Source organism: Streptococcus sanguinis, from assembly GCF_019929145.1.
GTDB lineage: Bacteria > Bacillota > Bacilli > Lactobacillales > Streptococcaceae > Streptococcus > Streptococcus sanguinis_U.
On sequence record NZ_JAHZOW010000002.1, the window covers coordinates 42,153 to 55,351 of the forward strand.

17 protein-coding genes are annotated in these 13,199 nt (G+C 45.5%); 15 read left to right on the top strand and 2 right to left on the bottom strand.

The features are described from left to right. The first annotated feature begins 1 nt into the window (after position 1). From K1I94_RS05950 to K1I94_RS06000, 11 genes are all read left to right on the top strand, one after another. A complete protein-coding gene (locus tag K1I94_RS05950) occupies positions 2 to 1,396 on the top strand; it encodes a bifunctional folylpolyglutamate synthase/dihydrofolate synthase (RefSeq protein ID WP_223314736.1) in 1,395 nt (464 codons plus the stop codon). Continuing rightward, the gene (gene folE / locus K1I94_RS05955; protein WP_002903492.1) at positions 1,377 to 1,931 is read left to right on the top strand and encodes a GTP cyclohydrolase I FolE; all 555 of its coding nucleotides are present in this window, start codon (positions 1,377 to 1,379) and stop codon (positions 1,929 to 1,931) included. The genes K1I94_RS05950 and folE overlap by 20 nt, the downstream gene beginning before the upstream one ends. A gap of 87 nt (positions 1,932 to 2,018) precedes the next feature. Then, positions 2,019 to 2,831, top strand: coding sequence for a 2-amino-4-hydroxy-6-hydroxymethyldihydropteridine diphosphokinase (gene folK, locus K1I94_RS05960; protein WP_002903580.1), 813 nt, complete (start codon positions 2,019 to 2,021; stop codon positions 2,829 to 2,831). A gap of 94 nt (positions 2,832 to 2,925) precedes the next feature. Beyond that, entirely contained in the window at positions 2,926 to 3,633 is a 708-nt protein-coding gene (locus tag K1I94_RS05965; protein WP_223314737.1) for an ABC transporter ATP-binding protein, read from the top strand. Position 3,634: 1 nt separating this feature from the next. After that, on the top strand, positions 3,635 to 4,423 hold the full coding sequence (locus tag K1I94_RS05970; protein WP_223314738.1) for a lantibiotic ABC transporter permease: 789 nt from the start codon (positions 3,635 to 3,637) through the stop codon (positions 4,421 to 4,423). Then, positions 4,423 to 5,145 (top strand): hypothetical protein, encoded by a 723-nt coding sequence (locus K1I94_RS05975; RefSeq protein ID WP_002914476.1) that lies wholly within the window; start codon positions 4,423 to 4,425, stop codon positions 5,143 to 5,145. Before K1I94_RS05970 ends, K1I94_RS05975 begins: the two co-directional genes overlap by 1 nt. A 12-nt stretch (positions 5,146 to 5,157) precedes the next feature. Continuing rightward, positions 5,158 to 5,856 carry a response regulator transcription factor gene (locus K1I94_RS05980; protein ID WP_223314739.1) on the top strand — a complete coding sequence of 233 codons (699 nt, stop codon included), beginning with the start codon at positions 5,158 to 5,160 and terminating at the stop codon, positions 5,854 to 5,856. Further along, the gene (locus tag K1I94_RS05985) at positions 5,823 to 6,860 is read left to right on the top strand and encodes a sensor histidine kinase (RefSeq protein WP_223314740.1); all 1,038 of its coding nucleotides are present in this window, start codon (positions 5,823 to 5,825) and stop codon (positions 6,858 to 6,860) included. Before K1I94_RS05980 ends, K1I94_RS05985 begins: the two co-directional genes overlap by 34 nt. Positions 6,861 to 7,156: 296 nt before the next feature. Next, a complete protein-coding gene (locus K1I94_RS05990) occupies positions 7,157 to 7,360 on the top strand; it encodes a helix-turn-helix transcriptional regulator (protein WP_002896748.1) in 204 nt (67 codons plus the stop codon). Continuing rightward, positions 7,357 to 7,521 (top strand): hypothetical protein, encoded by a 165-nt coding sequence (locus K1I94_RS05995; RefSeq protein WP_223314741.1) that lies wholly within the window; start codon positions 7,357 to 7,359, stop codon positions 7,519 to 7,521. Before K1I94_RS05990 ends, K1I94_RS05995 begins: the two co-directional genes overlap by 4 nt. 9 nt (positions 7,522 to 7,530) lie before the next feature. Next, positions 7,531 to 7,965 carry a hypothetical protein gene (locus tag K1I94_RS06000; protein ID WP_223314742.1) on the top strand — a complete coding sequence of 145 codons (435 nt, stop codon included), beginning with the start codon at positions 7,531 to 7,533 and terminating at the stop codon, positions 7,963 to 7,965. A gap of 53 nt (positions 7,966 to 8,018) precedes the next feature. Here the strand turns inward: K1I94_RS06000 and K1I94_RS06005 are convergent, their stop codons facing one another. Next, entirely contained in the window at positions 8,019 to 9,503 is a 1,485-nt protein-coding gene (locus tag K1I94_RS06005) for a DUF1846 domain-containing protein (RefSeq protein WP_125438538.1), read from the bottom strand. Positions 9,504 to 9,621: 118 nt separating this feature from the next. Continuing rightward, the gene (gene pepA, locus K1I94_RS06010) at positions 9,622 to 10,686 is read right to left on the bottom strand and encodes a glutamyl aminopeptidase (protein ID WP_223314743.1); all 1,065 of its coding nucleotides are present in this window, start codon (positions 10,684 to 10,686) and stop codon (positions 9,622 to 9,624) included. 170 nt (positions 10,687 to 10,856) lie between these two features. Here pepA and K1I94_RS06015 point away from each other — a divergent pair, with 170 nt between their 5' ends. The 4 genes from K1I94_RS06015 to K1I94_RS06030 all read left to right on the top strand — a co-directional run bounded on the left by K1I94_RS06015 (position 10,857) and on the right by K1I94_RS06030 (position 12,937). Continuing rightward, positions 10,857 to 11,144 (top strand): DUF4651 domain-containing protein, encoded by a 288-nt coding sequence (locus tag K1I94_RS06015; protein ID WP_002907428.1) that lies wholly within the window; start codon positions 10,857 to 10,859, stop codon positions 11,142 to 11,144. Beyond that, positions 11,141 to 11,476 carry a thioredoxin family protein gene (locus K1I94_RS06020; RefSeq protein WP_002907427.1) on the top strand — a complete coding sequence of 112 codons (336 nt, stop codon included), beginning with the start codon at positions 11,141 to 11,143 and terminating at the stop codon, positions 11,474 to 11,476. Before K1I94_RS06015 ends, K1I94_RS06020 begins: the two co-directional genes overlap by 4 nt. Beyond that, positions 11,473 to 12,099, top strand: a complete 627-nt coding sequence (ytpR, locus tag K1I94_RS06025) for a YtpR family tRNA-binding protein (protein ID WP_002907426.1) — start codon at positions 11,473 to 11,475, stop codon at positions 12,097 to 12,099. Before K1I94_RS06020 ends, ytpR begins: the two co-directional genes overlap by 4 nt. Positions 12,100 to 12,541: 442 nt before the next feature. Then, complete coding sequence (locus tag K1I94_RS06030; RefSeq protein WP_223314744.1) at positions 12,542 to 12,937, top strand: single-stranded DNA-binding protein; 396 nt, start codon at positions 12,542 to 12,544, stop codon at positions 12,935 to 12,937. The last annotated feature ends 262 nt before the right edge of the window (positions 12,938 to 13,199 follow it).

Consider the following 13,199-nt stretch of genomic DNA (forward strand, 5'->3'; position numbering starts at 1 on the left):
GATGAAAAAACAAGAATTACCTGATTTAAGTTGGCTGGAAGCTTATCGGACGGCCAGCCCCAATTTTGGCTTGGAGCGGATGGAGCGTTTGCTGGAGTTGCGTGGGAATCCGCATTTGCGGCTGCCAGTCATTCATATTGCAGGGACTAATGGCAAGGGCTCGACCATTGCCCATCTGCGCCAACTCTTGGAAGTGCGAGGCTTGCGGGTTGGCACCTTCACCTCTCCTTATCTAGTCAGCTACAATGAGCAGATTGCTATCAATGGCAATGCGATTTCCGACCAAGACCTTCAGCGATTGCTGAGCCTTTATCAAGACCTCTTAGCCCAGCATGCGACTGGCTCTGGCTTGCAGGGGGTGACTGAGTTTGAGATTGTAACTGCTCTAGCTTATGATTATTTTGCCCAGCGGCAAGTTGATGTGGCTATTGTCGAGGTCGGCATGGGTGGGCTTTTGGATAGTACCAATGTCTGTCAGCCCTTACTGACTGCTATCACGACAGTTGGTTTGGATCATGTGGCCTTGCTGGGTGACAGTCTAGAGGCTATTGCCCAGCAGAAAGCTGGCATTATCAAGCATGGAGTTCCCATTGTGAACGGTAGGTTGGAGCCAGAGGCTCTGGCAGTAGTCGAGCAAAAGGCTGCTGAAAAAGATGCTCCGCTCTTTTCTTGGTCTCAAGCTTATCAAGTGGAACCTCAAGAGTCAGAGGAGGGGGAGTGCTTTTCCTTTTCGAATGCCTATCGGGCCAAAGACTCGTATCAAACAGCTCTGATGGGACTGCATCAGGCAGATAATGCTGGACTAGCCCTGCACTTGTGCGACCTATACTGTCAGCTACAGTCGCTGACCTTATTGACAAAAGCAGAGGTTGAGAGGGCCTTGCTTGCTGCTGAGTGGCCTGGGCGTTTGGAAAGAATATTGGAGCAGCCGCTCATCCTTCTGGATGGAGCCCATAATCCTCATGCCCTGCGGTCGCTAGCAGCGACATTGGATCAGCATTATCCGACGTATAGAAAGCACATTTTATTTGCTTGTATCCAAACCAAAGCCTTGGATGATATGGTGGAGCTGCTGCAAAAGATTCCCAAAGCAGCTATAAGCTTGACAGCCTTTGCTGATCCGCGGAGTTTTTCTAAAGAGAGCATGCAAGCCTTGGCTGAGCAGCAAGGTCTGTCTTACAAAGAATGGCCGGATTATTTATCAGATTATTTAGCAGTAGAGCATGAGCCGGATGAGCTTTTGCTGATTACGGGTTCTCTTTATTTTCTGGCTCAGGTTAGAAAATCAATCCTTGAGAATCGCGAGTTAGACTTTGCTGAGCGTCCTTCTCAGTCAAGTCAGTTATCCAAAAATAAAAATGAACATAGGAGCATATATGGACACGAAGAAAATTGAAGCAGCTGTTGCCCAGATTATTGAGGCGGTTGGAGAAGACGGAAGCCGCGAAGGTTTGCAGGAGACGCCACAGCGCATTGCTAAAATGTATCAGGAAATCTTTGCTGGGCTGGGTGAGACTGCTGAGGAGCATCTGGCCAAGTCTTTTGAAATCATTGACAATAATATGGTAGTGGAGAAGGATATTTTCTTTCATTCCATGTGTGAGCATCACTTCCTGCCATTTTACGGAAAAGTTCATATCGCCTATGTGCCTAATGGTCGGGTAGCAGGCCTGTCCAAGCTGGCCCGAACGGTAGAGGTCTATGCCAAGAAACCGCAGATTCAAGAGCGATTGACCGTAGAGATTGCTGAGGCCTTGATGGACTATCTGGGTGCTCAAGGGGCCCTGGTCTGGGTGGAAGCTGAGCATATGTGTATGAATATGCGAGGAGTCAGAAAGCCCGGCACTGCAACGGTTACTACAGCGGCGCGTGGCATTTTAGCGACGGACAAGGATCTAAAAAATGAAGCTTACAAACTGATGGGGCATTGATCTTATCAGTGGTGGAGCATGTCAGGAAAGGCTAGATAGTTTTATCAAGGATAAAATGCAGAAACTTGAATCAGAAAGGATAAGAGAATGGATCAGCTGCGCATTAAGGATTTGGAAGTGTATGCTTATCACGGTCTGTTTGGAGCGGAGAAGGAATTGGGCCAGCGTTTTGTGCTGGATCTGATTTTGGACTATGATATGACTCGGGCTGCCAAAACAGGCGACCTGACAGCTTCTATCCACTATGGAGAATTGGCTCAGGATTTGACCCACTGGTGTCAGGAAAGCAAGGAAGACTTGATTGAGACGCTGGCTTACAAGCTGATTGATCGGATTTTTCTGACTCATCCTTTGGTGCAAAAGGTTAGCTTGGAGGTCAAGAAGCCTTGGGCACCGGTGCCGCTGCCTTTAGAGACCTGCTCAGTCAAGCTAGTGCGTCAAAAGCGGAAAGCCTTTATCGCTCTGGGAAGCAATCAAGGCAGCCCAGCTGCCAATCTGGATGCGGCTCTGGAAAAAATGGCCGAGCAAAATATAAGAATGTTGCAGGCATCAAGCCGTATCCAGACAGAGCCTTGGGGTGGCGTTGAGCAGGATCCGTTTCTCAATCAAGTTGTTGAAATTGAGACTTGGCTCAATCCTGAGGAGTTAATGCAGACGCTCTTGGCTATCGAAGCGGATCTAGGGCGCGTGCGGGAGATCAAATGGGGACCTCGTGTGATTGATCTGGATATTCTTTACATAGGACAGGAAGAGCTATACAGTCCGGACTTGATTGTTCCTCATCCTTATGTGGCTGAGCGAGCTTTTGTCTTGCAATCTCTGGTGGAAATCGCCCCACACTTTGTCGACCCCGTGCAGAAAAAAAGCATCCGCCAGCTCTGGGATGCGGTTGAAAAATGAGAAAAGAAGCTTGTCGCAAGGCAAGTTTTTTCATTGTCTGAACTTTCTCTGAACTTGCCCCTGTATACTAAAGAAAAATCAAAAGGAGTTCAATATGGAACATATAGTGAAAATAGAAGGAGTCTGCAAAAAGCATGGCAGCAAGCAGATTTTAGAAGATATTTCTTTTACAGCTAGAAGCGGGCGGATTACAGCTTTTCTGGGTCCAAATGGTGCAGGGAAAAGTTCGACCTTGAGGATTCTCTTGGGGTTAGATCGAGCAACGTCTGGTACTGCGACTTTTGATGGGCAAACCTATCAGTCAATGACCTATCCGCTCAGAACGGTAGGTGCAGCCTTTGACGGCATTGGCGGTTTGCCAAATCGAAAGGTCTATGACCACCTGAGGATTATTGCGGCGAGTAATGCTATTCCCAAGTCTCGGATCAATGAGGTTTTAGAGATGACTGGAATCGCTCATAAGAGAAAGGACCTCTTGTCAAGCCTGTCTCTGGGGGAAGGTCAACGCTTGGGTTTGGCAGCAGCTTTGCTGGGTGATCCTCAGTTTCTTATATTAGATGAGCCGACTAATGGACTAGATCCAAGTGGGATTAAGTGGTTTAGAAAGTTCATCCGTCAGCAGGCTGATTTAGGGAAAACGGTACTTCTATCTTCTCATATCCTATCAGAGGTGCAAATGGTGACAGATGATGTAGTCTTGATTCATCATGGGCGAATTATTGAGCAGGGACAATTGGAAGAGGTGCTGCAAGATTCAGACAGTCTAGAAGATCTCTTCTTTGATTTGACAGAGGAGGTTTAAGATGAAAGAAACGATGTCCTTATTGCATTCAGAATGGTTGAAAATTTGCTCAACCAAGGCTTTCAAAGTGAGTATGGCTTTCATGCTGCTATTGGTGCCTGCCGTATCCTGGCTGGAGGGCCGACAGTATTTATCTGTCGGCTTGGATGCCACACCTGAGACGGTTCCCAGTCTGGCAGAAGCCATTGACCCGCTGGAATATCTAGGCCTCAATGGTGCCTCTATGGCAGGCATGGTTTTGGTCATCTTAGCTGGAATTTTGGGCGCTATGGAATTTCAGTCTCATAGCTTGAGAACCAGTCTTTTGACCTGTAATAACCGCCTGAAGTTGCTTGTGGGGGAAATATTGACCTTTGGTTTGTTTTCACTCATCATTAGCTTGTTATCCATTTATTTGAGCTATATTGTCATGCACTTGGCTTTAGGAAAAGAAGGGCTTGATCCGATTCTGCTCAATCAGGCAGCTTGGAGTTTGATTTTGTGGAAAACCTTATCTCTAACCTTATTAGGAATCCTTTCATTTTTGTTAGGTTTATTGGCTAGGACCATGCTGGTTCCTCTGCTTTTTCTCGTACCACAGATCTATAATCTGGGAAACTACCTAGCTGCTCACACGAGTTGGGGGGCTTATTTGCCACAGCCAGCAGGAGAGTTGTTTGCTGCAACGCCAACTTCCCAATATGCCAACAATCCCTTGCAAGGACTGTTGATACTTGGTGCATGGTTGCTAGTCATCGGCGGCATGGCCTCTCTGCGCTTTTTGAAGACGGATTTAGGAGGGCGATACTGATGATAATAGCTCTGCTTAAAAGTGAATGGATTAAGTTCCGTTCTTACTATCTCGCTCTTGGTGCAGCCTTGGTGGCTCTGGTAGCTGTTCCATTTTTTCTAATGAATCTTGACTACAGTCAGACAGCAGTTGGCCAAACGAAGGCTCTGAGCGAGGTTTTGCATGCCCTCTATCTGGCGCAGCCTGTCATTGTCATCTTTACTTCCCTCTATTTTGCCCAGGAGTTTGTCAAGTCTGGGATGCGAACGAATTTTCTAACCGTATCAAATAGAAAGACTTGGTTGGCTGGGAAATTCCTTTTTCTGTTCTTGCTGCTCTTGATCCTCTATAGTATCATGATAGGCAGCTGTTTCCTTGTTATGCTGGCTCGTTTTGACCTAGACTTTAGCTGGTCCTTACTGGGGAAATTCCTTTATTACAGCTCTTTTGGTCTTCTCAGCAATCTTTTTCTGGCTTTTTTAACTGCCGGCCTCGCTTTGCTATTTCAATCTTGGGTTGTGCCGGTGTCAGTGCTCTTTCCTCTCTTGATTGGTCTCAGTCGTTTGTTGGCAACGTTCATCAAGGAAGCAAAATACCTGCCCGATCTGGCTACCCTAAATCTCTTTGAGTATGAAGGGCTTCAGCATTCAATAGATTTATCAGGTCTGGGGATACAGCTGTTCTGGCTAGCTTTGGTTTGGAGCTCTGCTATATTCTTAAGCTTGAAACGAGATGTTCGCTAGAGGTATGCTATAATGGAAATTATGAGACAGTATCGTATTTTGGTGGTTGATGACGACCGGAGCATTTTGAAGCTGGTGAAAAACGTCCTAGAGCTCGATGCTTATGATGTGACGACGCTTGATCGGATAGAAGAGCTAGAGCTGACGAATTTTGTCGGATATGACTTGATTTTGCTAGATGTGATGATGGAGCCTGTTAATGGTTTTGAGCTGTGCTCCTACATTCGTCCTCATCTTTCGTGTCCCATCATCTTTCTGACGGCTAAGGAGTTGGAGGCGGACAAGGTGGAAGGGCTCTTTCGTGGGGCAGATGACTATATTGTCAAACCTTTTGGGACCAAAGAATTGCTGGCGCGTGTCAGAGCTCATCTTCGTCGGGAGGAAAGACGTGAGGAGCGATATTCTGCAATTGCTTCTTGTCAATTTTATCCAGAGCGCTATGAAGTTGCCTGTTTTGGTAAAGTCTTGAAATTTTCAGAGCGAGAGTTTAAGTTGCTACATTTACTAGCTAGCAATCCCAAGCAGACCTTTTCAGCTGAACGCCTGCATACCTTGCTTTACCCAGAAAGCTCAGAAACACAGCTTCGCTCTATTTCAGAATACGTATATCAGATTCGCCAAAAATGCAAACAAGAAGGGCTGCAAGCAATCGCAACAGTGAGAGGAGTAGGCTATAGATGGCAATTAGAACCCGAAATTTCAAAAGCCTAGTCTGGACAACCAGTTTAAAAATCGTCTTCTTTCATGTTTTGATTTTTGTACTTATAGGCTATGAATTTACGCAAGGAAGTAATCACGTTCTTTTCACCTTGTTCTTTTGGGCAGGGAGCTTGCTGCTGATTACTTTTTATCATATTTTGAAATTGCTCCGAAAAATCGACAGGGAAATAAAAATGCTAACGAGCGAGAAGCTTTTAGAAGAAAATCAAAGCCAGCTTTTTCGGATTGAGGAAATGCTAGAAGTCTATAGTGATTTACGGAGCAGCCACCAAGAAAATGCTCGTCTTCTAGAAAAAGAGCAGAAGCATAATCAGGAGTTGATTTTACAGCTATCAGCGACATCGCACGATTTGAAGACGCCCCTAACTGTGATTAAGGGGAATGCTGAGCTCTTGGAGTTGGCGCAGTTGGGCCAGCCACAGGCAGACTATGCTGCTGAGATTTTGCAGGCTAGTCACAAGATGGAAGAGTATTGTGGCTCTTTGATTGATTATGCTAAGACTTTTCAGATTGATTCTAATCAGTTCAGTCAGCTTTCCTTAGGGGACTTTTTGGCTTATCTCCAGGACGATTGGGCACTGTTCAGCAAACAGGAAAGCTATCGTTTTTATCTCCAAGAAGATTGTGATCTTAGTCTGATTTTGTCAATTCATTTGGACTATCTCAAACGAGCTTTGCTCAATATTTTACTGAATGCGCTTGAACATGCTGACCAGGACCAAAAGGAAGTCAAGCTAACGGTATCAGTGCAGCAGGACCAGTTAGTTTTTGCTATCTGGAACAATGGCCATGCATTTTCAGAGGAGATGCTGCTGGGAGCGGAACAGCTCTTTTACCAGAGTGACCAAAGCCGCAATTCAGCTAATCCACATCATGGTATCGGCTTAGCCTTTTCTAAGCAGGTGGCTCTCTTGCATGGTGGTCGTCTGACCCTGCTCAATCCAGACCAAGGAGGAGCCTGTGTCGAGTTGACTGTAGCTTTAAAAGGCAAATAACAAAGGAAATCAATAAAGATGATAAAAGAGAGTGGGACAGAAATCGGTAATTCGTTAGAATTCGATTTCGTCGTCCCACCTCCGCACAGTTGAGTAGGGCTGTAAAAGCTGATGAAATCAGCGTAGTAGAGCCCACTCAACCACTGCGTCTTGCTCGACAATCCAAAGACAATTGAGAGGCTAGGACTTTTGTCCCAGCCTCTTTTTTGCCGCATTCTTCTTGACAAGAGATGTAAAGCGAGCTATACTGTATTTAAAGAGTAAAGGTTGTTTTACATTATGGAAAGGAGGCAGCCTTGGAAAATCGAATTCAAGAATTACGAAAAAGAAAAAAGCTCAGCCAGGAGGAGCTGGCTGAGAAGCTAGAGGTCACGAGACAAACGATTATTTCTTTGGAAAAAGGCCGCTACAATGCCTCACTGCTTTTGGCTCATAAAATTGCATCCTTTTTCAATTTAAGGATTGAAGAAGTGTTTCTCTTTGAGGAGGATGAATCATGAAATGGACTTATTTGTGTAAATGGATATTGGCTATTTTGGTGGTTGTTGGTTTGTTTTATCTCCATTTGCAAGCCGATTTTATCCCTAAGGAAATCCTGCCTTTTGTGGGAATATTCCTGATTGTGGTGATGTTAAAAATTTTTCAAGCTTATGAAAAATAGGAGGCTGACATGGAAACATTAACTAAACAAGAATTTCGGAAAAAACTTCAAAGGAAAGTTATCGTGGGGCGAATCTTAACTTTTATCATCTTGGTAGGACTGGCCTGGAGCCACTTTCATTCTCTGGATGATCAGCAGGAAGGAGTCATGGTCGGCATCCTGCTGGGGCTTACTTTGATGACCATTCGGTATAATCTGGCCCTAAGACGGGAGGAAAATTTTGAAAAGCTCTACATTCAGGTGACTGATGAGCGCAATCGCATGATTGACGAAAAGACTCGTACTTTGCTTTTTAATATCCTTTTGCTGCTGGCAGCATGCTTGAGCGTTTTGTCTATGGTTTTCCCAATCATTTTAAGTCTCAATCAGTTTCTGACCTTGACCATTATCCTGGTTTTGGGACTTTACTATCTCTTGCGTTTTCTCCTATCTAAGCGTTATTAAGAAAAAAGCTGGCGACGCCAGCTTTCTAAACAAGCTTTTAACAGAGCTTGTTTTTATTTTCTATAGAGTCGATCATACTGGTAAACGGGGTCCATGGTTACATGGATGCCCAACTTACGCAGGACGTTTTTGTCTTCGTCTGTCAGAGTGACAGTGGAGTGGGCCTCGCTGCCCTTGAGATTGCCGAGTTGCTGCATGGCATTTGCCGCATCTTGATTTTCCATGGCTGTGATTGCCAGAGCCATCAAGATTTCGTTTGAGTGGAGGCGAGGATTGCGGCTGCCCAGATGATTGATTTTCAGGCCTTGGATTGGCTTGACATACTCAGGCTCAATCAGTTTGGTCTCTTTGGCAATATTGGCTAATTTCTTAATGGCATTAATCAAGACAGCTGCCGTAGGACCAAAGAGTTCAGAGGTTTTACCAGTTACGATTTCACCGTTTGGTAATTCCAAGGCCAGAGCTGGCTCACCAGTGCTTTCAGCCTTGGCACGCGCAGCAACTGTTACCTTACGGTCCAGGGGTGTGATGCCCAGGTCATTCATCAAGAGTTCGATTTTCTTGACAGCAGATTCAGAAACGCGCTCTGCCTTGAAGTCCAGAATCGTCTGGTAGTAGCGACGGATGATTTCCTGTTGGGATGCCTCGATAGCTGCATCATTGTCTACAATGGCAAAGCCGACCATGTTGACGCCCATATCCGTTGGAGAAGCATAAGGTGATTTGCCTAGGATGCGCTCCAGCATACGCTTGAGGACTGGGAAAATTTCAATATCACGATTGTAGTTGACTGTAGTCTTACCATAGGTTTGCAGGTGGAATGGATCAATCATGTTGACATCGTCCAGGTCTGCCGTCGCTGCCTCATAAGCTAAATTGACCGGATGGTGCAGGGGCAGATTCCAAACTGGGAAGGTTTCAAACTTGGCGTAGCCTGATTTGATGCCATTGATTTGGTCATGATACATGTTGGACAAGCAAGTAGCCAATTTACCAGAACCAGGACCAGGTGCGGTCACAACGACTAAATTACGGCTGGTTTTGATGTAGTCGTTTTTCCCCATACCTTCAGGTGAGATGATATGGTCCATGTCAGTCGGGTAGCCCTTAATCGGGTAGTGGATGTAGGAGGCGATACCATTCTTTTCCAGCTGGCTGCGGAAGAGATCAGCTGCCGGCTGACCGGAATACTGGGTGATGACCACTGAGCCTACATAAATATCCAGCTCGTTAAAAGTATCAATTAGTCGCAGCACTTCCTGATCATAGGAAATGCCCAAATCACCACGCGCCTTAGAGTGCTCAATGTTGTTGGCATTGATAGCAATGACAATTTCTACTTGGTCTTTGAGTTCTTTGAGCAGTCTGATTTTATTGTCTGGCTCATAGCCTGGCAGGACGCGGGCAGCATGGAAGTCTTCCAGCATTTTACCGCCGAATTCCATGTACAATTTGCCCTCAAATTGATTAATGCGCTCCAAGATATGGTCGCGCTGCAGGTTTAAGTATTTGTCAGAATCAAAAGCAATTTTTTTCATGTATATTTTCACCTCTGCTAAGCATTATAACAAAATTTTCTTCAAATTGGAAAGTTGAAAGGGGAAGTATCAGACAAAAGAGATAGCAGCCCGAATGAAGAACGGGCTGCCTTTTCAATTAATAGTTGGTAATCGTGTCCACTGTTGAGCGATCCAGCTTTTTGACCAAAGCTTGCAGGAAAGCTTGGGCTTGCAGGAAATCGTCCATGGCATAGAGAGTTTGGTGAGAATGGATGTAGCGGGCGCAGACACCAATGGTAGTAGATGGTACGCCGCCGCTTTGGAGATGGGCAGCACCAGCATCCGTTCCGCCCTTGCCGCAGTAGTATTGATACTTGATGCCAGCTTCCTCAGCAGTTGTCAAGAGGAAGTCTTTCATAGCTGGCAGCATGAGATGACCAGGGTCGAAGAAGCGAATCAAGGTTCCGTCGCCGATGGCACCTTGACCGCCATAGATGTCGCCTGCTGGGGAGCAGTCCACAGCCAGAAAGACCTCAGGGGCAAATTTTGTTGTTGAAGCATGGGCACCACGCAGGCCCACCTCTTCTTGAACATTGGCGCCGACATAGAGTTGGTTGCCTAGTGGTTGACCAGACAAGGCTTGAGTCAATTCGCTGACCATAAGGACACCGTAGCGATTGTCCCAGGCTTTGGAGATGATATTTTTCCCGTTAGCTGTGAGAATGGCAGAGCTGTCTGGCACAATCGTGTCTCCTGGACGGATGCCGTAGCTTTCAGCTTCCGCCTTATCCGCAAAGCCGCCGTCAAAGACAATATCTGCAATCTGTGGCATAACTGGTCCGCCAGATCCGCGCGTCAGATGAGGAGGGACAGAGCCTGAGATAAGAGGGATTTCCCGATCTTCACGGGTAAAGAGTTTGAAGCGTTGACTGCTCACGACCAGCGGGTTCCAGCCGCCGATTTCCACTACGCGGAAGGTCCCGTCAGTTTTGATCTCGCTGACCATGAAGCCAACCTCGTCCATGTGGGCCGCTACCAATACACGGGGAGCATTTTCAGCTTCTGCATGGCGTACCCCAAAGATACCGCCCAGACCGTCGGTGACGACCTCATCGACATGGGGAGTGATTTTTTCCCGCAGGTAGCTGCGAACAGGCGTCTCGTGACCTGAAATAGCAGAAAGCTCGGTTACTTCCTTGATTTTTGAAAATAATGTTGTCATAAACTTACCTTCTTTCTGCCCCCTATTTTATCACTTTTTACGGTAAATGAGTAGGGAAATCTTATAGCTTGTATGAATCAAGAGGACTGCCCGCTTAGGAATCCAGCTTCTCTCAGGAAAATCTGGAATATTGTTTGTCGCCTCTGCTCTTTTGTGTTAAAATATTCTACATGAAAGCTAAAAAAATCATTTTAACCACAACCGCCCTTTTGGGGGCTGGAGCGCTGGCTTTTGGAGCAGCCAAAGTCGTACAGGAGCAGAAACGACTGCGTAATCGGGAGGAAATCGTCGAGCTTGTGCGAGATTTCTTTTCCAGTCAGGGTACTATTTCCTGCCTTTATGTCAAGCTCTACGAGTCCACAGATGAACGCTTGGTTGGTGGTCTGGTCCTAGAGGACGACCGTCATTTTGCCTTTGTCTATGAAAATGGTCAGCTAAGCTACGAGGAAGAAGCATGATTTTTCCTGTGAATTTAGAGGAATTGGCTTCTTATGTAAATGATGGGGAGAAGACTGTCTTCTTTTTCACGGCTGACTGGTGCGGAGATTGCCGATTTATCAAACCTTTTCTGCCAGAGATAGAAGCGGAAAATCCTGACTATCGCTTTATCCAAGTGGACCGTGATGCCTATCTGGATCTGGCCAAAGAGTGGGACGTATACGGGATTCCCAGTTTAGTAGTGCTGGAAAAGGGACAGGAGATTGGCCGTCTGGTCAATCGTGACCGCAAGACCAAGGGCCAAATCAATGAATTTTTAGCGAGTATGAGAGAAAAAGGGAGCGTAAAATGATTTTTACCTATAATAAAGAACATGTCGGCGACGTGCTGATGATTATTGCTGCGGACAATCAAGGAGCTAAACTGGCAGCTGAGCGCAAGGGACGGGTAGCGCGTGTTTACCGCGAAGATAATGGCCAGACTGTTGGTTGGAATATTTTTGAGCAGTCAGACCTTTTTGAAATTGCAGAGTGCGGACAGGTCTTTTTGACAGATGAGCAAGTGGCTATTCTCAATCAGGAGCTGAGCAAGGAAGGCTTCCCAGCGGACTTGGTTAATGACAGCCAGCCGAAGTTTGTGGTTGGAGAAATTGTTGATATGGTAGCTCATCCAGATAGTGATCACCTGAATATCTGCCAAGTGCAGGTAGCTGCTGATAAGACCGTTCAAATCGTGGCTGGCGCTCCTAATGCCAAAGTCGGCCTCAAAACGATTGTGGCTCTGCCAGGTGCTATGATGCCTAAAGGGAATTTGATTTTTCCGGGAGAACTTCGAGGCGAAAGGAGTTTTGGTATGATGTGCAGCCCACGGGAACTTCAGCTGCCTAATGCGCCTCAAAAACGCGGCATCATTGAATTAGCCGATAGTGAACTAGTTGGAACTGCCTTTGACCCAGCCAAACATTGGCAGGGATAAAAATAAGGATTCAACATCATAAAAAGCTCAGAAATAGGCGAGGTATCCTATAGCAATCGAAATATAAAATAGAGCGAATCGATTTGTGTAGTCGTTTCGCTCTTTTTTATAGTAATAAATTTAGCGTTATAAATCTATCTCATGCTAATGGTAGAGAAAATAAATAATTAACAGATGAAAAATCAATCTAACACAATGATGAGTATAATGAATCTGCTTCTTACTCATTTTTCTGTCATAGAAAAAGCTTACCGAACCACAGAGAAATCAGGATAAAAAGAAGATTTTTCACAGGGGAATGTTTAATGGTCATCGGAGCCTCCATTATACAAGTCTAGTCAGAAAGGGACAAAAAGCTGCAATTTTCCTTTTTATCTATACTATACCATATTTTTTTCACTTTTTGCCTCCTATTACGAATGATAAGTTAGGAGGATATAAAATGTATAATAAAGTAATTGTAATCGGCCGGCTGACGGCTACGCCTGAACTGCACAAGACTGCGAATGAAAAATCTGTGGCTCGTGCAACAGTCGCGGTTAATCGTCGTTATAAATCTCAGAGTGGTGAGCGTGAGGCGGATTTTGTAAATGTGATTGTCTGGGGGCGTCTAGCTGAGACTTTAGCCAGCTATGCAAGTAAGGGCAGCTTGATTTCTCTGGATGGTGAGCTACGGACTCGTCGCTATGAGAAGGAGGGGGCGACTCATTATGTGACAGAGGTACTCTGTCATAGCTTCCAGCTTCTGGAAAGTCGGGCTCAGCGCGCTCTGCGTGAAAATAATAGCGGAGCTGATTTGGCAGATTTAGTATTGGAAGAAGAGGAACTTCCCTTTTAAGCAAGAAGTAAAGACTGGGAAATGACCTTGCGCCCAAAAATCATCATTCAGTTTTGCAGGATGCAAGATCTGTTTGACTGAAAGTCTATTTCTATCAAGCTTTTAAAAGTTTAATTATGATTACCGAGGTGGGACCAAGAATCAAAAATCATGGATTTTTTAGATTCTGTCTCGCCTCTTTTATTATAGTCATTTCTGGAAAGATTTTGCTTTTTGGCGGCTTTGTAATATAATAATCCTATATGTTTCATAAAGGCGCTTA